General features: G+C 45.0%; 17 protein-coding genes and 1 tRNA gene. 9 read left to right on the top strand and 9 right to left on the bottom strand.

Features of this window, described 5'->3' with window-relative positions:
* Positions 1–311 precede the first annotated feature (311 nt).
* From HUW51_RS18775 to HUW51_RS18745, 7 genes are all read right to left on the bottom strand, one after another.
* A complete protein-coding gene (locus HUW51_RS18775; protein ID WP_185271168.1) occupies positions 312–3446 on the bottom strand; it encodes an efflux RND transporter permease subunit in 3135 nt (1044 codons plus the stop codon).
* A 42-nt stretch (positions 3447–3488) separates the two neighbouring features.
* Positions 3489–4544 (bottom strand): efflux RND transporter periplasmic adaptor subunit, encoded by a 1056-nt coding sequence (locus tag HUW51_RS18770; protein ID WP_185271167.1) that lies wholly within the window; start codon positions 4542–4544, stop codon positions 3489–3491.
* A gap of 27 nt (positions 4545–4571) precedes the next feature.
* Positions 4572–5942, bottom strand: coding sequence for a TolC family protein (locus tag HUW51_RS18765; protein ID WP_228466732.1), 1371 nt, complete (start codon positions 5940–5942; stop codon positions 4572–4574).
* A 272-nt stretch (positions 5943–6214) separates the two neighbouring features.
* The gene (locus HUW51_RS18760; protein ID WP_185271165.1) at positions 6215–6655 is read right to left on the bottom strand and encodes a MarR family winged helix-turn-helix transcriptional regulator; all 441 of its coding nucleotides are present in this window, start codon (positions 6653–6655) and stop codon (positions 6215–6217) included.
* 507 nt (positions 6656–7162) lie between these two features.
* Positions 7163–8122, bottom strand: coding sequence for a sterol desaturase family protein (locus HUW51_RS18755; RefSeq protein WP_185271164.1), 960 nt, complete (start codon positions 8120–8122; stop codon positions 7163–7165).
* A 241-nt stretch (positions 8123–8363) separates the two neighbouring features.
* Complete coding sequence (locus HUW51_RS18750) at positions 8364–9827, bottom strand: Gfo/Idh/MocA family protein (RefSeq protein ID WP_185271163.1); 1464 nt, start codon at positions 9825–9827, stop codon at positions 8364–8366.
* A 362-nt stretch (positions 9828–10189) separates the two neighbouring features.
* The gene (locus HUW51_RS18745; protein WP_185271162.1) at positions 10190–12151 is read right to left on the bottom strand and encodes a right-handed parallel beta-helix repeat-containing protein; all 1962 of its coding nucleotides are present in this window, start codon (positions 12149–12151) and stop codon (positions 10190–10192) included.
* A 138-nt stretch (positions 12152–12289) separates the two neighbouring features.
* Between HUW51_RS18745 and HUW51_RS24635 the strand changes: the two genes are divergently transcribed.
* The 8 genes from HUW51_RS24635 (at position 12290) to HUW51_RS18710 (ending at position 20128) form a co-directional block, all read left to right on the top strand.
* Positions 12290–12577, top strand: a complete 288-nt coding sequence (locus HUW51_RS24635; RefSeq protein WP_228466729.1) for a hypothetical protein — start codon at positions 12290–12292, stop codon at positions 12575–12577.
* Positions 12565–12864 (top strand): GNAT family N-acetyltransferase, encoded by a 300-nt coding sequence (locus HUW51_RS24630; RefSeq protein WP_228466727.1) that lies wholly within the window; start codon positions 12565–12567, stop codon positions 12862–12864. Before HUW51_RS24635 ends, HUW51_RS24630 begins: the two co-directional genes overlap by 13 nt.
* Before the next feature lie 416 nt (positions 12865–13280).
* On the top strand, positions 13281–13835 hold the full coding sequence (locus HUW51_RS18735) for a hypothetical protein (RefSeq protein WP_185271161.1): 555 nt from the start codon (positions 13281–13283) through the stop codon (positions 13833–13835).
* A 272-nt stretch (positions 13836–14107) separates the two neighbouring features.
* Complete coding sequence (locus HUW51_RS18730) at positions 14108–14668, top strand: carboxymuconolactone decarboxylase family protein (protein WP_185271160.1); 561 nt, start codon at positions 14108–14110, stop codon at positions 14666–14668.
* 22 nt (positions 14669–14690) lie between these two features.
* Positions 14691–17459, top strand: a complete 2769-nt coding sequence (locus tag HUW51_RS18725) for a TonB-dependent receptor (RefSeq protein ID WP_185271159.1) — start codon at positions 14691–14693, stop codon at positions 17457–17459.
* 4 nt (positions 17460–17463) lie between these two features.
* The gene (locus tag HUW51_RS18720; RefSeq protein WP_185271158.1) at positions 17464–18726 is read left to right on the top strand and encodes an MFS transporter; all 1263 of its coding nucleotides are present in this window, start codon (positions 17464–17466) and stop codon (positions 18724–18726) included.
* Positions 18727–19014: 288 nt separating this feature from the next.
* Positions 19015–19572: a carboxymuconolactone decarboxylase family protein gene (locus HUW51_RS18715; protein WP_185271157.1), complete on the top strand. Its 558-nt coding sequence runs from the start codon at positions 19015–19017 to the stop codon at positions 19570–19572.
* A gap of 4 nt (positions 19573–19576) precedes the next feature.
* Positions 19577–20128 (top strand): carboxymuconolactone decarboxylase family protein, encoded by a 552-nt coding sequence (locus tag HUW51_RS18710; protein ID WP_185271156.1) that lies wholly within the window; start codon positions 19577–19579, stop codon positions 20126–20128.
* A 289-nt stretch (positions 20129–20417) separates the two neighbouring features.
* On the opposite strand, the gene HUW51_RS18705 is transcribed toward HUW51_RS18710, so the two are convergent.
* A tRNA-Ser gene (locus HUW51_RS18705) sits at positions 20418–20505 on the bottom strand.
* A gap of 780 nt (positions 20506–21285) precedes the next feature.
* Here HUW51_RS18705 and HUW51_RS18700 point away from each other — a divergent pair.
* Positions 21286–24291, top strand: coding sequence for a choice-of-anchor tandem repeat GloVer-containing protein (locus HUW51_RS18700; protein WP_185271155.1), 3006 nt, complete (start codon positions 21286–21288; stop codon positions 24289–24291).
* 199 nt (positions 24292–24490) lie between these two features.
* On the opposite strand, the gene HUW51_RS18695 is transcribed toward HUW51_RS18700, so the two are convergent.
* A complete protein-coding gene (locus HUW51_RS18695; protein WP_185271154.1) occupies positions 24491–25561 on the bottom strand; it encodes an asparaginase in 1071 nt (356 codons plus the stop codon).
* Position 25562: the final 1 nt, after the last annotated feature.

Below are 25562 nucleotides of genomic sequence, written 5' to 3'. Positions count from 1 at the left end.
TAAGTTTTAACATAGAAGCAGCCACTAACTCACTGTTTTTAAGAACTTAATGTAATAAAATTAACAAGCAAAAAAAATTAAAGGTTTATTTTAACTCCGTAAAACAGTTAAAGAGCGGTAGTATTGTTTTACCTGACGCCTAAAAAGAACCCAAAATAAAATACTATAAATAAACCCGGTAGGTTTGGGAAACCTACCGGGTTTGCCTGGTATTAAACTGAAAAATAAAAATTTTTAAAAATTTAAAATCTGAGCGTGCTATATAGATACACTAAGCTTATTTAAAAGCGTATTAACTTTAAAGTACAGCTCTAACTTTGCATACCCAGCGATGGCGCTCCCAATCCTTCTTCTTTTTTGCCGAACCGTTTTCTTAGCTTAGCTATAGCTTTATCAACGGTAAAGTAAATGGATGGCACCAACACCAAGGTTAATAATAAAGAACTTGTTAACCCACCAATAATTACCCAGGCCAGGCCATTTTTAGTTTCAGCGCCGGCCCCTTTGGCCAACGCAATGGGCAGCATCCCGAACACCATGGCCAAGGTGGTCATTAAAATTGGGCGTAACCGCTCCCGGCCGGCTTCTATTAAAGCTTCGCGTACCTCCATACCTTGAGCTTTTAAGTGATTGGTAAAGTCCACGAGTAAAATTGCGTTTTTCGCTACCAAACCCATGAGCATAATCAAACCAATAATGGAGAAAATACTTAAGTTTTCCAGGGATAAAGCCAAGGCCAGCAAAGCCCCGATTAGCGCCACCGGCAACGAGAACAACACAATAAACGGATAAACAAAGGAATCGTACAAGGCCACCATAATCAGGTAAACAAAAACAATCGCAATAATTAAGGCCAGACCTAAACTACCAAAAGCGTCGGATTGCTGCTCCAGCGAACCGCCATAGGACAGCGTCACCCCATCGGGCAGTTTTTTACTGGCCATAGCCTCCTGGATATCGGCACCCACAGTTCCTACCGGCCGACCAATAACCTGGGCATTAACCGTAATAGAAGTTTGCCGGTCGCGGCGTTCGAGTTTGCTGGCTCCTAGTTCCTGACTTACCTGGGCAAATTGCTTTAGTTCAACTTTTTGATTTTGATTGTTCACGAAAGAAATGTTACGCACGTCTTCCTGGCTGGAACGATTAAATTTATCCAAGGAGATTACAATATCATATTCGTAACCCTCTTCGCGGTACTTAGAAACGTCGTTACCGTTAAAGGCCGTTTGCAGCGTTGAGCCTACATCGCCTACGTTCAGGCCCAAGGCCGCCATACGGTCCCGGTCCAATTTCACCTGTAATTCCGGACTTGGGTCTTCCACGGATAAGTCTACGTCCGTAGCGCCTGGTACATTTTGCACTACCTTTAATACCATGTTCGCCGCTTCGCGCACCCGATCGATGTCGGTACCTTTTAACACTACCTGCACAGGAGCCTGGTTGGCGTTACCCGTTATACCTGTTGGGGCGGCGGTAGCTTTTACGCCAGGTATTTGCCGTAACTCTTCTTTAATGATACCGCCAAATTCTGAAGAGCTCATGCTGCGTTGCTTCTTATCCACCAGAATTACCGTCATTTCGGAGCGGTTGCTGGTACCGGCTACCCCAAAGGTGGCACTGGAGTACCCCACCCTACTGATTACCCGCTGCACTTCCGGGTGCTTCATGATCAATTGCTCTACTTGCCGGGTGGTTTGGTTATTTTGGTAGAGGCTTACCGAAGGTTCCATTTCCAGTTGCACAATAATTTCGCCCTGGTCACCTTGGGCGGCAAACTCACTGCCAATAAACCCCGCGGGCACTAAAGCAATAGAGCCGGCAAAAAGTAAAAAAGTAATTAAGTATACCGTTTTCCGACGGTTTAAGGCCCATCTTAAAATATTGGCATAGGTATTCTGTAACCGCGTAAACCCGGCTTCGAACCCTAAGGAAATGCGTCCCCACAATGTAGCGCGGGTAAAATGGTCGAGTTTACCAAAGCGGGATGCCAGCATGGGCGTAATGGTAAACGAAACAAATAAACTCATGAGCGTAGAAAATACCACCACCAAGGCAAATTCCCGCAAAATATTACCAATTAAACCTTGGACTAGCGACATCGGCAAGAATACCACTACGTCCACGAGGGTAATGGCCATGGCAGTAAACCCAATTTCTTCCCGGCCTTCCAAGGCGGCGGTGCGTTTATCTTTGCCCATTTCCATGTGCCGGTAAATATTTTCGAGTACCACAATCGAGTCGTCCACCAGAATACCCACTACCAGCGACAGCGCCATCAGCGACATCAGGTTTAGCGAAAAATCGAACAGGTACATGAGTATAAAAGTAGAAATCATGGAGGCTGGAATAGCTACCATTACAATCAGGGAACTCCGCAAACTATGCAGGAAAATCAGCATAACCGCTGCCACAATAATTACCGCCAAAGCTAAATCGTACACTACGGCGTTGGCCGAAGCCAAGGTATAGATGGAAGAGTCGTTGGCAATGTTAAATTTAACTCCCTGGGCTTTGTACATGTTCTCGATGTTACCGATTTCGGCCCGTACCCGTTCGCTGATATCCACGGCGTTGGCATCGGCTTGTTTCTGAATAATCATCCCGATGCTGGCGCGGCCGTTAATGCGGTTTAAAGTAGTGTAATCGGCAATGCCATTTTGCACTTCGGCAATGTCGCCTACCCGCACCTGGCTGCCATTGGGATTTGTAAAAACAATTAAATTCCGGATTTGGTCCAGGGAAGTAAACTTAGCGGCCATCCGGATATTGTACTGCTCCTCGGTGGTTTCGATTTTACCGGTAGGATAATCCTGGTTGGCGGTAATAATGGCTTGGGTTACCTGGTTTAAGGATAAACCGTAGCCCCGTAGTTTTTCCGGGTTAACGTTTACTTTAATTTCGCGCTCTTCGCCGCCTACCAGCGTAATCTGGCCTACCCCTTGTACTTTGGCGAGTTGCGGTTGAATCCGGTCTTCTACTAATTTAAAAAATTCGGTGGGCGGCACGTTGCCCGAAATACCCAACTGAATAATCGGCAAATCAGAAGTAGAGAATTTGTTGAGCGTGGGCGATTCTACTTCGTCGGGCAATTGGGCCAGAATGGCGTTTACCTTGCGCTGGGCATCCTGCACCGATTGGTCCACGTTGGCGGATTGCAGCAATTGTACAATTACCATCGAAACCCCTTCGGATGAAGTAGACTGCAGCCGGTCCAGGTTTTCTAAAGACGATAAAGCATCTTCGATGCGTTTGGTAACGGAAGTTTCTACCTCGCCGGCGGCGGCTCCCGGGTACAACGTAACTACCGAAACGACCGGCGCTTCAAACTCCGGCAATAAGTTATAGTTGAGTTGGGTGTAGCAAATAGAACCCAATATGCCTAACACGGTAAAAATAACAATTACCAGAGCAGGCCTTTTGATGGATATTTCGGTAATAGACATAATTTCCTGATTTTTTAAAAAAAGCAATTTTGGGTAAGCGCATTATTGCACTACCGCTACCAAGGCATTATTGGTTAAGTTGATTTGGCCGGTAGTTACCACCGTTTCACCTTCTTGTAAACCTTTCAATACTTCCAGGTAAGCGCCGTTATCAGAACCCACAGTAATATTGCGGAGCTGGGCTTTATTATCCTGTACCACGTAAACCTGCGCTTCGCGCACGCTGCCCACTAAAGCTGACCGCGGTATTTGCAAGGTAGCCACCTGGTTTTTGCGGTTAAAGGCAACATCAACGTAAGTACCAGCCTTCAGGGAATTTTTGTCCTGGTTTTGCAGGGTTACTTCTACTGGGTAGTTGTGGGCTTCGTCGCCGCGCGGACTGATGTAAGAAATTTTACCGGCATAGGTAACACCCGGGTAAACGGTAGCGGTAATTTGTACCGGATCGCCCAGCTTTAAAGCGTACACATCGTTTTCGGAAACGCTAAGCAGCACTTTTAAACTCGATACATCTACAATAGTTACCAAGGAAGTACCAATATTTACGAATGCGCCTTGCTCCACGGCTTTTTGGGTAACCTGCCCACTAATGGGAGCCGGCACGGCCGTGTTGGAGGCTTCGGTGCGGGCTTGCGCCAGTTGAATTTCGGCGTTGTTGTAGGCGGTTTGGTATTGCTCAAACTGGGCCTGCGTGGCAGCGCCCCCTTCGAGTAAGCGGCGGTAGCGCTCCAGGTTTACGCGGGCATCGTTCAAGGCTTGCGAGGCGTTGGTTACCGACAAAGCGCGGGTGCGATCATCGACGCGGGCAATAATTTGGCCGCGGCGTACCCGGTCTCCTAAATCCACAGTCAGGCTGGTTAACTTACCCGGCGTTTCGGCTTTAACGTCTACTACTTCGTTGGCTTCCACGGTACCTACCAAGCGCAAAGTTCTTTCGGAAACCCGGCTTTGTACTTGGGCCACGTTCACGGTAACCCGAACGTTGCTATTATCCACTACCTGGTTCTTGGACGAAATTTCTTTTTTATTATTTAATAATCGAACAACGATTAATCCAGCTATTACCAATACTATTACAATGGTGATGGCTCTTTTCATGAGTCTATTTTTAAAATTTTTAATTTTTTAATTTGATTGGAGGTAGTCCATTAAGGTGCCTTTGGCTCTTTCCAAGTCCAGGCGGGCGGTATACCAATCGAGTAAAGTAGTAATAAAGGTATTTTGGGTCTGACGCAACGAAGTTTCGGCCTCCACTAAATCGGTGGAGGAGCCTACTCCTTCCCGGAACTCCAGTTGCGTTACATCATACACTTCGCGGGCTAAAGCCACATTATCTTGTTCGGCCTGGATGCGCTGTAAGGTATTTTGGTATTGAGTTAAAGCGTTTGATACTTCCAGGTTAATGCTTTGCTTGGTAAGCTGCATGTTTTCTTCTAGTTGCTGAAATCGTAACCGGCTCTGCCGCACCTGCGCGGAGCGCTGTAAACCATCAAATAATGGAATGCTTAAGCGTAAGCCCACCGACGACGTCGTATAATCGACCCAGCCGTTATTGGGGGTTCTAAAAAAACCAAAATCGGCGCCCTGGCCCTGGTAGCCATAATTGGCGAAAGCCCGCAACGACGGGAAATAACCCGACGAAATGTTGCGTCGATCCAGGTTCTGTAGTTCCAAGTTGGTTTTTAAAATTTTGTACTCAATCCGGTTTTCAAAATAATTATCCGGCGCATCGGTACCAACTACTTCGGTTTGGTTAAAAGTTAAGGTAGTATCGGTAAGTACCACCTGCTCTTTCAGCGACATACCCATCTGGAATTTTAAAGCGTTTAGGGCTTGTTGCATATTTAGCTCGGCTTGCCGAATTTGCGATTGCAGGTTGCTAGCATTTACCCGGAGGCGGCTTACATCTACCTTTCGGGCAACACCGTTCTGGAACTGCAGCTCCGTGGTAGCCAATATTTGCTGGGTACTTTTTAGGTTAGATTGCAGTAATTGCCATTGTTTCTGAGCCACAATTACCTGGTAGTATGCGTTGGCAATGTTATAAGCGGTTTCTTCGGTTACCTGCTGGGTAGTTTGCTGGTACAACTGGCTCGAATACCGGGCAGCTTTTAAGCCTACCCAAAACGAAGGATCATAAATCATCTGGGTAATTTCGGCGTTTAAAGCTGAGTTGTATTTGTAACCCAAAGGGATGCCTTTGCCATTAGCGTTATCGCCGGTATTGCTACCCGAAGAATCAGGTGAAACTCCGCCCCCGAAACCGCCCGGAATAACCAATAAGGGTACTTTTAACCGGTTTTCGAAACTGCCATTCGCGTTAATTTGCGGTAAGCCGCGTCCTTTTACCTGGTTGGTTTGCTGTTGGGCAATGCGTTCATCCAGGCGCGAAACTTTTAAATTACTATTATTTTGCTGCGCGTATAAAATGCAATCCCGGATAGAAAAAGTAGTGGGTGTACCCGTAGACTGCGCTAACGCGGACCAACTCCCCAAGCACAAAAATAAAACCGGGAAACATCTACGATTAAAAAGAAAGTACGGGTAGAACATAGGGTAATTTTTAAATTTAACTGTTTTGATAAGAGCCGAAAAGCAAGCCATAGGTTGACTCTGCTGGATTTAGGGTTAGGCGGTTTAAAATTAAGGTTAAAAAACGGAGTAGATTTTATACCTGCATTTTTATACTTAACTAATTAGCTTTCAATACCTGGCTTTAATTTTCTTTTGCTTATACTGCCCAATCTAAAATTGGTTGAAACAGTCAACTATTTTGTTAAAAAATTTTCGGATTTTGGGCTACGTTGCATGTGCAAAGCTACTTTCGTAAAAGTGGCTATCTCTTCGGGGGTTAAACCTTGCTGTAGTTGCGCAAAAACTTTTTCGGCGATGGTTTGTGCTTTTTTAAACAGGTTGGTGCCGGTGTGGGTAAGCTGCAATTTCTTTTTCCGGCGGTCCTGGCTGTGCGGTATCCGCGTTACCAGGTTCTTTTTTACCAGTACATCAATGGAGCGCAGCACCGCTGATTTGTCTTTTTTTAAAATTTCAGCCAAATCCTGCTGAATTAATTCCTGGCCGGTAAATAAAAAATTTAAAAAAACGTACTCCCGGAAGTTTAGGTCGATCCCGCTGCTATCAAATTCATGTTCAATGGCCTTGCCGCTGTGAAAAGCAGTTTGCGCAATAATCAAGGCGTAATTATTATTCATGATTATCTTTTAACGCCGGAGTACACGGGAATACCTGAATGAGCAGGAGTACCAACCCAAACGCCTTCTTCAAGTAGGTTCTGGCTTAATTTAAAAATGCATACTCCTTTTTCCCGGTTTAGTTGGCACTCCGAGAAGAATTCTTTATTACCAAAACAACTGCGCGTTTGCGGCTTAATCCGGAGCCGTTTTAAGGAAGGAAAATTGTAAAATGAAAGGAGGGTTTAATTAGCTGTTGTAAAACGAGGAGATAGTAGAGCCCGTCAAGATTACGGTAGAATTTTAAAAATTTTAAAATCTAAATGCTATAAGCTACCTCACACTTCCACGGAGAAGCTCACCCGCCAAAAGCTTGCCGGTGAAAATCCGAAAACTCCGTGCAGAAATCATTCAGAAAATTGCCCGGCAACTTCATCCAATACGCATACTGTAATATAGTTTACTTACCTGACTGCCTTGCATTGCCGCCAGCTTAAGCTGGCGGGTATTCATAAAACCGGGTATTCATTAAACGGATTGATGTATTTCAGCATCAGCCGGCACGGGAATTTCCTGATTAGCGCGCCATTCTTGTTGTAATTGCTTCGCAGTTTTGCGGCTACCATCGGGGCTCCAACCCGGGGGGCCGAACACGTACATCACGCGTTCCCGCCAGGTTTTCGCCTGCTTAACATCTTTCCAGATATCATTAAACTCATGAAAATTTAGCGTGATTGGGTTGTGTCCGGTAGGCGGGTGCAATACCCCAAATTGCGTTTCCAGGTTTTTATCTTTGTCTAAATAAGTACCGAATATTCGGTCCCAGATCAGTAAAATGCCGCCGTGGTTGCGGTCTAGGTACTCGATGTTGCGGGCGTGGTGCACCTGGTGCACCCAGGGATTATTAAAAATTTGGCCCAGCCAACCCAAACGTGGCACTAAGGTAGTATGTAAAAAAAACTGATAAATCGAATTAAACGACATGCACAAAGCAATCATGATGGGGTGAAAACCCAGCAGGGGCATCCAGATCCAGTAAATGGGCTTATACAAAAAGATGGTCCAGCCGTTACGAAAAGCGGTGCCTAAGTTAAATTTTTCGGAAGAATGGTGCACCACGTGGGCTGCCCAAAACAACCGGATGGTATGGCAAAAGCGGTGATGCCAGTAAAAATTAAAATCGTCGCCGATTACGCAAAGCACCCACACCCACCAGGCCCAGCCTAAGTTATCGTAGCCTAGGTACTTTAGGCGCACCGGCTCGAACAATTCGTAAAACAAAAAGAAAAAACCAATTTGGTAGGCTTTGGTAAGGGTGTTAAATACGGCGGCCCCAATGCCCACCCAGGTACTGGCTACGGAATCTTTAAAATTGTACAATTCCCGATCTTCGCGATAACTGATGTAGGCTTCGCCCACAATAAGCAAAGCAAAAACGGGCATAAAATAGGCAAATGGGTTGGGTAAATTACTGAGAAGAATTTCCATAGAAATGTATTAAAGGGTTGGCCTTTTACTTGATTAACATTTCTGGAAATCGAGCCGAAATTTTTAAAATATTTTCAATTCTACACCATAATAACCTAAAAACAGCAGGTTTCTTATAAGTAGCTAGAGATAATTATTGCTTTGCTTTTACCTGATACGAAATAAAAAACAAAGCGGTTAATGCTATTACACGGGGTTTAACACTAACCGCTTTGTTAAAAATTTAAAAAATCACAACTGATTAAGCCAGTTTCCAGCCGTTTTGGTACTCGCGTTTTACAAACTGGTTCGCTTCTTCGAAGTTAGTTATGCGGGTTTTGGCGCCATCCCATAACAGTTTTTTGCGACCCGGATAATTAAAGCCCTTGCCATCGGCGGTTGGGGTACGCAGGTTATAGCTCCGGATTGCCAGGTTCCCCATCAATACAGTTTCGGTAAGCGGACCGGCGTAGTCGAAGGAAGAAGTTAAAGCTTTGTGTTTGGCGCTGTTGAACCCGGCCTTGCAGGCTTCCTGCCAGGCTAAATTATGGCCCCACTCCGGTACTGATGGATTTGTATTGGAACTTTCGCCGTTGCTGTTTATTACTTGCCCGTTGTTCAGGAAAACTTTGGGGTTTACGCCATAGGTACCGCAATTAATTACGCCTTTGGTACCAACCATAAATACGCCGTTGCTGCCATCTGGTTCGCTTAGTTCGGCATCGGCCGGAATTACTTCCGGACGGAAAGCGCGCAGACCGCCATCGGACCAGGTCATGGTAATGGGGGTTTTATTTTTAGAAGTAGCCGGAAACTTTAATTGCACATGCGACGACGGCGGCGCTCCTTCGGGTAAATATTCGGGAGTCCAGTCTTTCAGGAACACCGAACCCACGCTGGCTTCTACCTCGGTGGGATAACCTAAGCCCAGCACCCGGAAAGGCGGATCGATAAGGTGGCAGCCCATGTCGCCAAGCGCACCCGTACCAAAATTCCACCAGCCCCGCCATTTAAATGGATGGTAAGCCGGCGTATAACCTACCTTGGTAGCTGGCCCTAACCATAAATCCCAATCCAGGGTATCGGGCGGCGACCCGGCTGGTTGCGGTACCGGAATGCCTTGCGGCCACACCGGACGGTTAGTCCAAACGTGTACGGTATGCACATCGCCAATTACACCGTCGTTAAACCATTTTATCATTTGTTGCTGCGCCGGGTTCGAGGCCCCCTGGTTTCCCATTTGGGTTACCACTTTATACTTCCGGGCGGCTTCGGTTAATAAGCGCGCTTCGTAAATGTTGTGGGTTAAGGGTTTTTGCACGTAAACGTGCTTGCCTAACTGCATGGCCGCCAAAGCTACCAAAGCGTGGGTATGGTCGGCAGTAGAAACGGTAATGGCATCAATATTTTTTCTTTCTTTTTCCAGCATCTGCCGGAAATCTTTGTAGCGCTTGGCTTTCGGGTGTTTTTCAAATTGTTCCTTGGCCAAGTTCCAATCCACATCGCACAAAGCCACAATGTTATTGGCTCCGTTGTTGTACGCGTTATTTACGTCCGAAAATCCTTTGCCCGATACTCCTACCCCCGCAATGTTGAGTTTATCGCTCGGCGGAATAAATCCTTTACCGAGTACGTGCCGGGGGAAAATAAAAAAGCTGCTTACAGCCAGGGCACTGGTTTTAAGAAAATCGCGACGGCCGGTCGTTGTTTTTTCTTTTTCTTTCATGTTTGATTTGAGGTAGGGATAAGTGAATTTTTAAAAAATTGAATTTATGGATAGAAAATAACAGAAAGAAGTACAAAGCGTATTATTTTTTCCGGTTTCTATTTTTCCGGCTACTCCCGCGAATTAGCCGGCTTACCTTTAACTAACGTCTGCCTTTAAAGTTATAATTAACATCAACTTATAAATAATTGATTTACAATATTATAAAATTTTTAAAAATTTGGCTACCAGCTACTATTTTATTCTAAGCAGGTAAAAATTTCCAACAGTTACAGAGTAGATTTCTTCTTTATTATTTAGCCATCAGATTAAAGCTAGCTTAAATTATCAAACAAGCTAACCAGCCCGGTTTATCAGCAATATCAACGATAAAACGGGCGGCTTTGCAAATCCCGGGGCCCGTAGATGGTTTCTGGTTGACCGGCTTCCAAGGCACCTAAGTCCGGGGCTTTGCCTTTAAAGTTATTATTTACATTAGGTAAAATTTCGCCGGCATCGATGGCCTTGCTTTTGGCTTTAAGCTGAAACGAGAAATCGGTGGCGTGGTAAATAGCGTGAGGTTTAGTTGCATCCGGCGCCGGCAAATTTTTAAAAATAGTATAATCCAGCTCCACGCCGTGCTTTTCCAGGCCACTACTTTTGGTGAGGCTGCTTAAATCCGGAAAAGATTGCGCATCTTTTAAGGTACGGGTATAATCGCGGAGTTGATTTTTGTCCGGCGAAACCCAGCGGTATTGCTCCGGGCTATTGCGGTTAGGCCTGTAACCGTTGTAATCCGAAGTAGAATAAGCGGTAGCATTCGGGAAAATAACAATGGGCCGCTGGGGAGCATCGGTGCCCAAAAACAAATTGTTCCGGAAGTGGGCATTAGAAAACGTTTGCGGATTTACATTCTCCGAAATAAACGTGTTATGGTAAACTATTAAACCGGCTGGTTTCGACATGAATTTTAACGCACAGCCGGTGGGAATATGGTATAGTACATTCCGGATAAAATAAGCCGGTCCGCCAAATATTGGCTGGGCGCTCAAGCCACATTGGGCGGCATTTACCCCCCGGTTCCGCATTACCCTTATGTTGTGCACCCCACCATCGGCTTCGATAAAATCATCGACCATTACATGAATGTCGTTGTTATAAATATCAATGGCTACGGCTTTTTGCTCCGGATCCGGGGTACCGTAAGTAGATACCGTAATGGCATCGTGAAAGTAAGCCACCGCATTAAAACAGATTACATGGCCGGACCCATATACTTTTATAGCAAAATAACTTTTAAGGGGAGTAGCCGCATATTGTCCCGGGTTGGCCCAGCCTACTAAATGGTGCCGGTCGTCGCGGCCCAAAATCAGATTATCGGCAATGTAAAAGTTTTTAGACCCGGCATATTCGGTAGTTAAGGCAATGCCTACGTCTGTAATGCGGCAATGGCGCACCGTGAGGTCGGTAGCTCCCAATACTTCTTTTTGCCCGGCCATAAAAGCTACATCGGTGTCCCGGATTACTAAATTTTCAAAAATATGGTGCGTTGTTGCTGTTACATCGAATAACCGGTGGGCGCCGGCCCCATCAAAAATAGCTTCGCCATCGCCAGCTCCCCGAATTACAATAGGCTTGTCGGCAGTGCCTTTGGCGGTTAAAACGTATGTGCCATCAAACGGAATGCCGTGAGGTTCTACGTAATTCAGGCGGTCGGCTTTGTATAAACCCGCGTGTACCAGAATAATATCGCCGGGCTGCACTTTGCGCTCACTCACCACCGACCAATCGCCTAAGCCGGAGCCGTAGTAAGCTGCCTTTAATCCCGTAAAGGCCGGTTCTTGTTTAGCCCCTTTCCAATCGGGCGGGTACACGTGCAAAACCCGGCCTTGCGGCGCTCGCTGGGGCTCGGTTCGGGTTTGTACGGTAACTACTTTCGTCGCTTCGCCCAGTACGCCATCGGGGTCGGTCATGGTGAAGCGGCATTCGTAAGCGGTACCGGGTTCCAGATCCAGAATGCTACCGGCAAATGCATGGGGCACCGTATAATCCAGGTATTCTGTTTCCCGGATTACCCGCTCCCCTCCTAGCCGAAGCAAGGGCTGCGCATCGATCCACTTGTTTGCTCCTTTCGGACGATAGGCAACTTGTACGGTAGCATTCCGGTTGTCGTCGCCGGTGATGGACCAATCAAAGCCTAAGTTCAGTAAAGTAGGCGGCTCTACCGTAAATTGCCCCGGACGAACGGCATCCTGGGCTTTAACCAGGAACGGGAATAATAAAAAGCAAAAACCAACCAGCCGAACCAACGAGGCACTTAAAAGGATTGTGGAAATTTGCTGCATAGCCGTGGCGCTTTTTAAAATTATTTTGCTTCCAGCAAAATACTATTTCTACTGCATTTCTTTTACTGGTTTACGCTTTAGATTAGGCCTGAAAAGCAAATTTTTAAAATTTTACATTTATTACTTAGCCGTTTTTCTATGGAAAAAGCAAATTACCGCGATAAGCAATTGGTGGTAGATATACTTACCGCTGCTTTTGCCGCGAATAAGAGTGTTCATTATATAGTAAAAACAGGTAAAAACCAATTAAAGAGAATTAGGTATTTAATGGATTATGCCTTTGAGATGTGCTATCGATTTGGATGCGTTTTTATCTCCAACGACCGGCAAGCCTGTGCTTTAATTTTATACCCGGATAAAAAACAAACTACGTTTAAAGCCATTTGGTTGGATATTAAGCTAATTTTGTTTGTGTGGGCCTTCTGAATTTAAAGAAAACGCTGCGCCGCGAAGCTGTGATTAAGAAACTCCACCCAACCAACCCAATTACCTACTTATGGTTTATTGGAGTGCACCCAAACTATCAGGGCCGAGGATTGGGCACTCAACTTTTAACCGAACTTATACAAGATAGTCTTTCTATTAACCGGCCTGTTTACTTAGAAACGTCAACCCAGGAAAATCTACCTTGGTATGTTAAACTTGGCTTTAAGCAATATTACGCGCTTGATCTGGGTTATACTTTGTATTTTTTTAAAAAAGATAATTATTAAAGAGTGTTAGTAGTGCTTTTATAATAAGAGTGGCTTCTTAAAAGCACAAAAAAAATGTAACCAAATCTACCGAAAGGCAGGAATTTGTAAAAATCAATGCATCATCTACTCATCCCTATTTTAATATACGATTAAGGCTAATAAAGCGAGTTTCGCTCTACAAAATTAATCTTTAATAATTAAGTAAACGGTTTTATACAGGGATGATTCTATCTATTCTAAGAAGTACTTAAGTAGTCCTGAATAAAATAGATATACTCTTTAGTCAGGCTTTATTTATCCTTTATAAAGCCTAAAATACCTATACGGTAAGATTTAGCTTTTTTAAAAATAAAATAACTATAAAATATATTTTAATATTATAAAAAAATATTAGATTTAGCCAAGATACACCTACATCCATTCAGCCAGCTTTAGTGAGACGATTCTTTGCCATTGGTCTACTCGCGATTCATCTATTTAACATAGCTGGCTACTCCCTCGTTTTTCAATATTTTATTTACCAAACAGATACCAACCTGATTACAAAACTGGATTTGAACCAGTACCGGGAAAGTGAGCTGATTCAATTTAAAATTCCGATTTCGGTACCCTACATTGCCGACCGGCCCGATTACGAACGGGTAGACGGGCAAGTAGAAATAAAAGGCGTTTTATATACCTACGTAAAGCGCAAGATTGAAAGAGATACCATTTACCTGCAATGTTTGCCTAACCGGGTAACGCAGCGTTTAAGTAAAGCCCGCAATGCTTATACAAAACACGTAAACGATCTGCCCCAAAGCAAGAAAAACCAAACGGGTAGTACTATTAAAAAAAGTGGTATTTTTAGCGAGTACGACTTTAAAACCCTAGATTATCAGTTTGCTGCACCTCTAGCAACAGCCAGTACTTATATTTCCTATCTTTCTCCATCGCCCGTTCCAGGAGCGTTAGAGGTTCCCGGCAAGCCGCCGGAAAACCGTGGTTAATTCTTTCTTTCTGCTTTCGCGAATAACCTGCCGGATTTTACCCAGTAAGGTGAATTTGGCTTTACCTACCTGTATTCCGGGTAAGGCCATAATGCTATTCTGGTATTAGTTGCTGTTAATTGTTGCTGTCAGCGGCTATTATAGTCTGCTGCTTATAACAATTTGCTTTGGCCAGCTTATTCGCCTCTGTTTGCTTGCCGCTAAACTGCGCTGTTAAAAATAGCAGCGGTTTTGGGGGCTGCTATCTGTATCATTTATTTTAATTGTATTTCATGTCTTATATTCCTCTGGAAGCGCACTTGCCGGGTATTACCGGCTTGCTCGAATACCGGCAAGACTCCGCCGAACCTATCCGCCATTTAACTCAATTGTTACTCCGTGGCCCTTCTACGCTCACCGAAGCCGAGCGCGAACTCATTGCTACAGTAGTATCGTCGGGTAACGAATGTACGTTTTGCACCACCGCCCACACCGCTGCCGCTGATTTGCTGCACGGCGATCCGCACCTGACCCAACAAGTAAAAAAAGATGTAGCTACCGCGCCACTGAGTTTTAAAATGAAGGTGCTGCTCACCATTGCGGATTTAGTGCGCCAAAGCGGCCAATTAGTAACACCCGAAATTATTGCCCAGGCTAAAGCCGCCGGAGCTACCGATCTGGAAATTCACGATACCGTGTTGATCGCTGCCTTGTTTTGCCTCTACAACCGCTATGTCGATGGTCTGGCTACTGCTTTGCCAGCGGAACCAGCCTTCTATGACCAGCTCGCCCAACGCCTCGTGGTCCACGGTTATACCCGCTTGCCCCAAGGTTATGATCACCTCAAAAAATAAAGAATTTTAAAAAACATTTAAAATGAAAACAATCCTACTCCTTTATCTAACCTTTTTCACTTTTACTTTATTCGCGCAAGATACCCAACTATCCGGCACCATTACCGATGCTGCTACCAAAGAACCGCTGCGGGGCGTGAGTATTTCGGTAAAAGATAATTTAATTGGTACCATCACCAACCGGGAGGGTGCCTTTAACCTTTCGGTACCAAAAGTAAAATTGCCATTCAACTTAGTCATTACATCGGTGGGTTTTGAGCGGCAGGAAGTGGCAGTCACCTCTTCTGGTCAGGAAATAAATATTGCTTTGCAGCCCCAGTCGGTACAGCTCAACGAAATGGTTTTTGCGGCTCGCCGCGTGAATGAAGGCATTCTGGAATCGCCGGTGAGCATCGAGAAAATGACTACCCAGGCCATTCAAGAAAATCCTTCTTTTACTTTCTACGACGGCCTGCAAAATTTAAAAGGCGTGGAAGCGGTAACCAGCAGCATCACGTACAAACAGGTAAATACCCGCGGCTTTAACAGTACCGGCAATTCCCGGTTCTTGCAGTTAGTAGACGGCGTAGATAACCAAACGCCCGGTTTAAACTTTTCGGTGGGCAACCAGTTTGGCGCTTCTGACATTGACGTGGAAAGCGTGGAAATTATACCGGGTGCAGCTTCGGCTTTGTACGGCCCAGTGGCATTTAATGGACTGCTGTCGATGCGCACCAAAGATCCGTTTACCTACCAAGGTTTAACGGTACAAGCCAAAGCTGGTCTCAACCACATCGGCGAAAACGAAGTACAGCCCAAAGGTTTGTACGATTTTGCCGCCCGCTACGCCAAAGCTTTTAACAACCGGTTCGCCTTTAAACTCAACGCTTCTTATTTATCTGGGGTAGATTGGTACGCCACTAATTTTACCGATGTGAGTGCCCAAACCGCTCCGGCGCAACGCGGACCAAACAACCCAGGCCGGGATGCTTTAAATATTTACGGCGACGAAGTATCCCGCACTTTACCGGGTATTGGTCTGGTATCGCGCACAGGTTACGAAGAAAAAGATTTGATGAATTATAATGTGTACAGCCTGAAACTAAATGGTGCGTTACATTACCGGATTTCGAATAACCTGGAAGCCATTTATCAATATAATTTTGGCCGCGGCACCGCCAGTTATACCGGCAGCAGCCGTTTTGATTTAAATAATTTTGTGCTGCAAACGCACCGGGCCGAGTTAAAAGGCAGCAATTTTTTCCTGCGCAGCTACGCCGTATCCGAAAACTCCCACGATTCGTACAACACCCGCTCGCTGGCGCAGTTTATTAACCGCGATTGGGTGCAAAACCTGGATGGGCAAACCGTAGCGCCCAACCAAGCCGACGACACATGGTTTACGCGTTACGCCTATGCATTCAACGGCAGCGCTACTGGCGTAACGGCCAATAACCACCCGGCGGCCCGCGCTTTTGCTGATCAAGGCCGGTTTTTACCCGGTACAGCGGCTTTTAATCAGGCCAAAGATGCTTCTATTCATAATTACGGTTTAAGCGGGGCTGGCGTGTTTAGTAACAGTAAGTTCTACCATTCCGAAGGACAATACGATTTTACCAAGTTTACTAAAGTGGTAGAGTTGCTGGCCGGGGGTAGTTTCCGGTACTACGATATGTTTACCAACGGCAGCTTGTTCGACGATAAAGATCAGAAAATTACCATTAAAGAATACGGAAGCTTTGTGCAGGCTTCTAAAAAACTGTTCCAAGATAAATTAAAATTAACCGCCTCGCTGCGCTACGACAAAAACGAAAACTTTAAGGGCAACTTTACGCCCCGCTTTTCCGGCGTTTATGCGATCAATAAGATGCATTACTTCCGGGCATCGTACCAAACTGGTTTCCGCAATCCAACTCCTGTAGATCAATTTATTAAATTAAATGTAGGGCCTATTACTATTTTGGGAGGAGCACCTAAGAACAGCCGGGGCTTAAACGTGTACGAAAATTCCTTCACGGCTGCTTCGGTGGGGGCATTCGGGGGCGCTTTCGGGGCAGCCCTGGGCGGTGGCAAACCTTTCCCGCAAGCAGTTTCCGAAAATTTAAATTTATTGCAAAAATCGGACGTCGCTTACATCAAACCGGAACAGCAAAAAGCGTTTGAGGTGGGTTACAAAAGTTACTTAGCTAGTAAATTACTGGTGGATGTGAATTACTACTACAGTTCCTACACCGATTTTCTTTTAAATACGGTCGTGATTCAGCCTCAAAATAACGTGTACGATGCGAGTGGTAAAATAAATTTCGACGCGGCTACCGATATTCTGAACGGCAAGGTGCACGCGTTTCAGTTGTATACCAATGCTCCGGATAAAGTATCAGCGCAGGGTGCCGGTTTATCATTGACTTATCTGCTCAACAAAAGCTACAATGTGGGTGGTAATATTACCTGGGCCGATTTTAATTTAAAAAATGCGAACCGCAACAACATTGCGGCTTTCAATACGCCGGAGTACAGCACCAATTTAACTTTAGGCAACCCCAACGTTTTTAAAGATTTTGGTTTTAACCTGGCCTGGCATTGGCAAAGTGCTTTCGACTGGTACGGCACTTTTAATGGCAACCGCCCCGGCCGCATTGATGCCTATTCGTTGGTAGATGCCCAGATCAGCAAAAAGTTACCGAAGGCTAACTCCACTTTAAAAATAGGCGCCAGCAATTTATTTAATAATCGGGTGTACCAGGCCTACGGCTCTCCGGCGATTGGGGCCATCTACCACGTGTCTATTATTTTCAACGACCTTTTAAAATAAGCACATGGAAACGACGGTATTAAATACTCCAATAGCTACTCCGCAAGAACGCACCGGGCAACGCTACCGGACTGTTTTGTTCTTGCTATGTTTTATCAGTTGTGCCCTTGGCGGCACGGTTTCTACGTTAATGGCCGTGTATCTGCCGGTAGTAACTACAGATTTGCAGGTTGGTGTTAGTTTTAAAGTTGGCAGCGATGTTAGTGCCTACATTAACGCCATGTTTATTTTCGGCTGGGCTTTGGGTGGTTTCTCCTGGGGAGTAATCAGCGATAAGTTTGGGCGTAAGAAGGCGCTCCTACTGGCTATTGCATTTTATGGCTTGTTTACGTTGGCTACAGGTTTGGCTCCTACCTGGGGCGTGGTGGTGCTTAGTCGTTTTCTCAGTGGTTTTGGAGTAGGCGGCGTATTGGTGGTTTCGTTTACCTTGCTCAACGAAGTTTGGCCGGCCCGTAGCCGGGCCATTTACACGGGTATTTTGTCCATTGCTTTTCCGGTGGGTATTTTCTCGGCGGGTTTGCTCAATTACACCGTGGCATCGTGGCGGGCAGGTTTTTTAATCGGACTAGTACCTTTAATCCTGGCTTTGCTGGGCATCTGGTTCGTGCACGAATCCGATAAATGGCTGGCTTACCGCCTTCAAAACCACCAATCTGCCCCACCTTTAACCACCTTGTTTTCCGGGGCGCACCGGTCTGCTTTGCTTCGGGGTTCTTTAACTTTTGGTGCCATGCTCATTGGATTATGGGCGATATTCTCGTGGTTACCTACCTGGGTGCAAAGCCTGATTGCCACGGATGCACCGCAAGAGCGCGGACTTAGCATGATGTTTTTGGGAATAGGCGGTTTAAGCGGCGGCTTTTTGTCGGGTTGGCTCATCCGTTTTCTGGGGCTGCGGCAATCGCTGGTGTTGTGTTTTGGCGTGTGCACGGTGCTGTCATTCGTTCTGTTTAAAACGAACCTGATTTTTACGCCCATTATTTACGCGGAGATTATGGTGCTGGCTTTGTTTTTTGGCTTAAGCCAGGGCGTTTTGTCGGTGTATATTCCGCAATTGTTCCCCACCGGCATCCGGTCTACTGCCACCGGTTTTTGTTTTAACATTGGCCGCTTGTTTACCGCTTCGGCGGTTTTGTTGGTGGGTATCCTGGTTTCTAAGCTGGGCGGCTACGGCAATGCTATTTTCCTGTTTTCCCTGGTTTTTCTGATAGGCTTGCTAGTGGTATTGTTCCTGCAAGATAAACGGGAATTAACTCTAAATACATAGCATTGAGGCTTTGTGAAAATTTTGAAAATAGATAAAGTATTATTCCCGGGAGAAGCTGATAAAGTAAATTTTTAAAATTTTTACCCAAAAGGCAACCGGCAAAACTTATTGCAAACTGGTTAATCAATCCTTTACCTGGCTCATTCCAAGCCAAAATTCAAAATCTGTTGTTCTGCTGGGAGCTTAATGCTGGCTCTTTTCAGCCATCGAGTTTCCGGTAGAACAACAGTAAAAAATAAACAACGCTTACCTTAATTGATTTACTAAATATTTAAAATAAAAAGAATTATGGCTCACATTAACGTTCCGGAAGGAGTACCGGGTATTCGATCATTGGCAATGTTCCGGCCCGACACCGGACAACATTTATATAATTTGGCGCAAGTGCTACTGCGGGGCGAGTCGCCGCTTTCGGCCGCTGACCGGGAACTGATTGCTACCTACGTATCGCATTTAAATAACTGTATGTTTTGCCGCAACAGCCACGCGGCGGCAGCCCGTTGTTTATACAGCCCGGAAGATTCTCACCACGTAGACGAAGTTTTGGCGGATATGCAACAATCGGCGGTTAGCCCCAAACTAAAAGCCTTATTGCACATTGCCCACAAAACGCAAATATTGGGCAAAGCCGTTTTACCCGGAGATATAGCGGCTGCCCGCGACCTAGGTGCTACCGACCGGGAAATCCACGATACAGTATTGATAGCTGCTACCTTTTGTATGTTTAACCGCTACGTAGATGGCTTGGCTACTCTAACCCCCACTGATGCTGCTGCTTACGCCGCCATGGGCGAACGCCTGTCCGAACACGGTTATGTAACTCCGCAACCCGCCTTAAAAATTTAAAAAAATGGCCCACATTGATTTACAGAATGATTTACCCGGTATCCGGGGTCTAATGGCTTACCGGCCCGATACGGCCAAACACCTAAATGCCTTAGCCGAAACGCTCCTGCGGTCGGATGATAATACCCTGAGCCGCGGCGAGCGCGAATTAATCGGATCGTACGTATCTTACCTAAACGACTGCTTTTTTTGTCAGCACGTGCACGGCGCTTTGGCCGGTCATTATTTACAATGCGATATCCAAACGATTGAAGAAATCAAGAAGAATTTTACTGCCGCCGATTTATCGGACAAAATGAAAGCCTTGCTGGCAATTGCTGCGAGCGTGCAACAAAGCGGCCGAAAAGTAACCTCCGAACAAATAGCCGAAGCCCGCGATTTAGGCGCCACCGACCGGGAAATCCACGACACGGTTTTGATTGCCGCCGCCTTTTGTATGTTCAATCGCTACGTCGATGGTCTGGCAACCTGGGCTCCTACCGATTTGCAATTCTACGTGAACCGGGCACCGCAACGCGCCGCCAAAGGGTATATTGCTACGGATCTACACACATAGCAGTTAATGCATTATTTTGATTGCCAACAGCCTGACCAATCTTCTTCAGAAAAGGACGAAAAAAGATTTAAGAAGACCTTAGTAAAAGTTAATTTTTAAATTTTATAAAAATTTACGGGAGAAGCAGGATTGACTTGTCTAGAAAAATGAGGCAGTTAATCTAGATAATACAGTCAAGCTTGATAGATTTAAAGTCTACCGGAAATAAAAATGTTTAAGTATTGTTAAACCCATAGAAGCAAAAAAGCCTGTAAGAACTTATCTTACAGGCTTTTTAATTTAATTACAGCAGAGAGGAAGGGATTCGAACCCTCGATACCCTTTTGAGGTATACACACTTTCCAGGCGTGCTCCTTCAACCACTCGGACACCTCTCTGTTTATGGGAGTGCAAAAAAACAGATAAAAATTTATCCAAGCAAGTTTACGGGTTATTTTATGTTGTTTTTAATTAGGTTCCTATTTCAGTATATTTTGGCAAATTACTAATTATCCCCCTTTTACTAATCTTATTACTCTCTTCTTTCTACTTAATCCTACTTTACCTAAAGCTTAAAAAATTATAAAGTAACCAATTAACTTACAGATAAAAAATACTGAAAAATCAGTATTTTTTAAACTAAAAAACTTCTATACCTTACCCACCTTAATCCATTTTAAGCTTGCTTTTGAGACATTTATCAGTCGTTAAAAACAAGATCAATTCTTAATTTCATTTTCTCCTATTTAGGTGCTTACCTGCTAGTATATTTCTTATTACCGGACACCTGGTTGGCTGATTTTTTTCTCAGCAGCATACTACTTGCTAACATTATTGATTAAAGCTCCCTCTGGCATCTTCTCCATTTTCATTTTACAATCTCGCAGCTTTTCTGCTTTATAAGGCAGCAAGCTAAGTTTTCATGTTTTCTGCTACTAGCCAGCTCTGCTGGAAATACAAAATTTTAAAAACGTAAAAATTAAAAAACAGCTTAGCCTACTTCTATCAGGCGCTATTACTAATCAATTCTTAACTCCTAAAACTAAAAAATCATGAAACCATCTTTACCAATAGCATTTTGGGTTGATTTCCTGAATTCAGGAATAATAATTTTTAATTCTAGATTCCAGAACTCCCGGAACTTTCTTTACCGGGTTCTTACCTTTATTACTTTAATTATGAGCGGCTTATTATTGCCTCTTCCGCACCTATATGCCCAAGATGAGCTCTTAGGCCTTACCTCGGTTGGTGGAGCACAAGGAGCCGGTACTGCTTTCAGCATAAAAAGCAATGGCACTAATTTTAATGTGCAGAAAACTTTTACCCAATCCGGCTACACGCCTTACGATAACTTAATAAAAGGACCCGATGGCAATTTTTATGGGATGACCTACCAAGGAGGCGCCTACAACGACGGTACTATTTTTAAAATGACTTCCAGCGGTACCATAACAATTTTACTAAGCCTGCGCTCCGCAGAAACAGGTAGTAACCCCCAAGGCAGCCTGTTACTGGCTACTGATGGAAACTTCTACGGGATGACTTACAGCGGAGGAACATTTGGGTACGGTACTGTATTTAAAATAACCCCTTCCGGCAACTTTACCTTACTGCGTAAATTTAACGGACAAATTGATGGCAGATATCCCCAAGGCAGCTTAGTTCAAGGAAACGACGGTAACTTTTACGGCATGACCTACCAGGGTGGTTCGAGTAATTATGGTACTATTTTTAAAATATCAGCAACAGGGGCGTTTACCGTAATCAAACATTTAGATAATACCACAGGCAGTTATCCGCAAGGCAGCTTGGTAAAAGCTAACGATGGTAATTTTTACGGTTTGACCTATCAGGGTGGCACCAACAACTACGGCACTATATTCCGGATAACACCCAACGGGAATTTTACGATACGGCGGCACTTAGATAGTAGTATTTCGGGGGGATACCCCCAAGGTAGTTTGGTGCAAGGTAGCAATGGTTCTTTGTACGGCATTACCTACCAGGGGGGTGCTAACGGTTACGGTACGATTTTCCGGATGGCTTTAAATGGTACCTTTACGGTGTTACATAGCCTCAATTACACCACCGATGGCGGTTATGCGCAAGGAAATTTAATTCAAGGTACTGATGGCAATTTTTATGGCACTACGTACCAGGGAGGTACCAACAGCGCCGGTACAATTTTTAAAATATCTGCCAACGGAAAATTTACGGTTCTCCATAATCTAGATAACATTAATGATGGTCGTTATCCTAGAGGCGGTTTAGTGCAAGGTACTGGTGGCAATTATTACGGAATGACTTCATCTGGTGGTCCCGGTGACCAGGGTACTGTATTTCGAGTTACTTCTTCCGGATCATATTCTGTACTGGCACATTTTCCGGAATCCAGCAAAGGCCAAGCCCCGCTCGGAAGTTTAATCCAAGCTAAAAACGGCAACTTTTATGGTCTAACTTCTTCCGGAGGAACCTATGGATACGGCACGCTTTTCCGGTTGTGCAACGATTCGTACTCCACGCTACATTCCTTTAACTCAAGCACAAGTGGTCGTAACCCCCAAAGCAGTGTGGTACAAGGTGCCGATGGCAATTTTTACGGCACTACCCAAGACGGCGGTACCAGTAGCTATGGCACTATTTTTAAAATTACCCCGGGTGGTACCCTGACGGTGTTACGTAACCTGAGCTACGCTACTGATGGGGGAAACCCCACGGGCAGTTTAATTCAAAGCGGTACTAATCTTTACGGCATGACTTCTACGGGAGGTACTGAGGGTTATGGTACCATCTTCCGGATATCGCCCTCGGGTACTTATACCGTGTTAAAGCATTTAGAAAATTCAACTACTGGAGGGCGTCCGCGCGGTAGTTTAATAAAAGGTACCGACGGCAACTTTTATGGGATGACCTACCAGGGAGGTGCAAAAAGCTATGGTACCATATTTAAAATAACTCCGAGTGGTACGCTAACTGTGCTCCGGAATTTAGATTATAGTAATGATGGCGGATACCCGTACGGAGACCTAGTTCTGGGCACAGATGGCAACTTCTACGGCATGACTAACCGGGGCGGCCTATTTAGTAGCGGAACTATTTTTAAAATTACAGCCGGTGGAGTGTACACGGTAATTCATCACCTGGACTTTTATAATGATGGTGGCCAACCAACCGGAAGTTTAATCCAGGGTAGTGATGGTAGTTTTTACGGTTTAACTCCGGAAGGTGGATACTTCAGCAGCGGTACTATTTTTAAAATCACGGCAAGCGGCACATTCATGGTTATTCGACAGTTAGATCAGGAAACCGACGGCGGTAAGCCCCTGGGCAGTTTGGTAATTCGCAAAGCTAATCCCATGGCCAATGCCCAAAGTGTTACTACCGTAGAAGAAACCAGTAAACTCATTACGCTTACCGGCTCAGGAAGTGGTACTCCGCTATCTTATAGCATTGTTACCCCACCGCAAAACGGTACTTTAAGCGGCGGAACAGGCGCTAATCGCACTTATACCCCCAAAACCAACTTTGCCGGAAAGGATTCTTTCACTTTTAAAGTAATTTGGGGTTGTCAGGAATCAACGGTCAAAACAGTGTCCATTACCGTAACCAACGTGAACGATGCTCCGGTACTCGCAGCCATTGGCGACAAAAATGCTACGGTAGGATTTCCACTTCAGTTTACGGCTTTGGCCACTGACCCGGATGTTGGTCAAAATAAAATTTTCTCCTTAATCAGCGCTCCTGCGGGGGCCAGTATTAACGCCAGTTCAGGTAAATTCAGTTGGACTCCGGCCACAGCAGGCAGTTACACTTTTAAAATAAGAGTAACCGATAATGGCACCCCGGCCTTATTCGACGAAGAAGCCATCACAGTAACCGTTTCTGCGGGCATTGTTCGTTTAGCTAGCCAGGAATCAAAATCGGGTGAATCGGAAAACGCCAATACGCTAGAACTCTATCCAAATCCTGTTATTTCTACTGTAACGGTGAACTTACCCGAACCAGTAACTACCTTAAATACGATTATTAATGATGCCAAGGGAGTAAAACTGTTGGTAAACAAGCACCAACAGATTAGCCCGAATCAGATTCAAGTTAATGTACAGAAACTACCGGCGGGTTTATACTTATTTCATCTTCAGTTAAACAACAAAGGCGAAACTCTTAAATTTATTAAACAATAATCAATTCTTTAACGCTCTTCCTGCTGCGGAAGAGCGTTAAAGAATTGATTATACATGCCTCTTATGGTTTAGCCCAAATAGCAACTTCCGCTTTCCGGTAAAAAAATAATGCCGCAGAACTAAGAACTGCGGCATTATTTTTAAAATTTTTAATTTTTTAATTGAAATTACAATCAGAATGAACTAACCAACTGAAAACTTATTCCATCGTCATTTCGCCGCGCAAATCAGTTTGCAACAGGCGGCGGGTTTCTTCGGGGGATAGATTTTGGCCCAGCACAAACATGAGCTTAGTAACGGCGGCTTCGCTGGTTATATCGCTTACGCCAATAATGCCCATTTCTTCCAGGTATTTGCTGTTCTGGTATTTTCCCTGAAACACCCTTCCCCCATCGCACTGCGATACGTTTACGATAAAGGTACCCCGGTTTATAGCGCCCTCCATGGCATCTAAAAACCATTTGGCAGTAGGCGCATTCCCGGAGCCGTAACTTTCCAGCACCACTCCTTGCAAATTTTCGGTAAGTACCAGGTTGCGGATAACGTGTTCCGAAAGGCCCGGAAACAAGCGCAAACGGACTACCCGGTTATCGAGTTTCTGGTGCGCTTTAAAAGGGCCATTAGGTAAAGGCAAGATGTTTTTAGCATGGTATTCTATTTCAACACCTGCTTGAGCCAAAACCGGGTAATTCGTTGATTTAAAAGCATTAAAATGACTGCTTTCTACTTTTTTAGACCGGTTGCCGCGCAATAACAGATCGCCGAAGTAAATACACACTTCCGGCACAATGCAAATACCCCGGCTGGTAGAAGTAGCAATCTCCAAAGCAGTAATTAAATTTTCACGGGCATCGGTACGCATCTTGCCAATGGGCACCTGAGCCCCGGTAAAAATCACTGGCTTTTGTAGATTTTCGAGCAAAAAAGATAAGGCCGAGGCCGTGTAAGCCATGGTATCGGTACCGTGCAAAATTACAAAACCATCAAAATCGTCGTAGTTCTGCTGAATGATGTAGGACAATATAATCCAGTCGGCATCGGTTACGTCCGAAGAATCAATAGGACGGGCAAAGCTAATCAGGGATAAATCAATGTTCAATTGCCGCAGTTCCGGCATTTTGTCCATGATTTCGTTAAACTTAAAAGGTACCAGGTGTTGGCCGGTTTTATCAAACACCATTCCGATGGTACCACCAGTATATATCATTAACACAGACCCTTCCGGCTCCAGTGTAGCTGCGGTATTTAAATGAACTTTACGTAATTTCATG

The sequence above is a fragment of the Adhaeribacter swui genome (genome assembly GCF_014217805.1).
Lineage (GTDB): Bacteria > Bacteroidota > Bacteroidia > Cytophagales > Hymenobacteraceae > Adhaeribacter > Adhaeribacter swui.
Note: the sequence above shows the minus strand (reverse complement) of the source record. Positions and strands in the feature narration are given on the sequence as shown.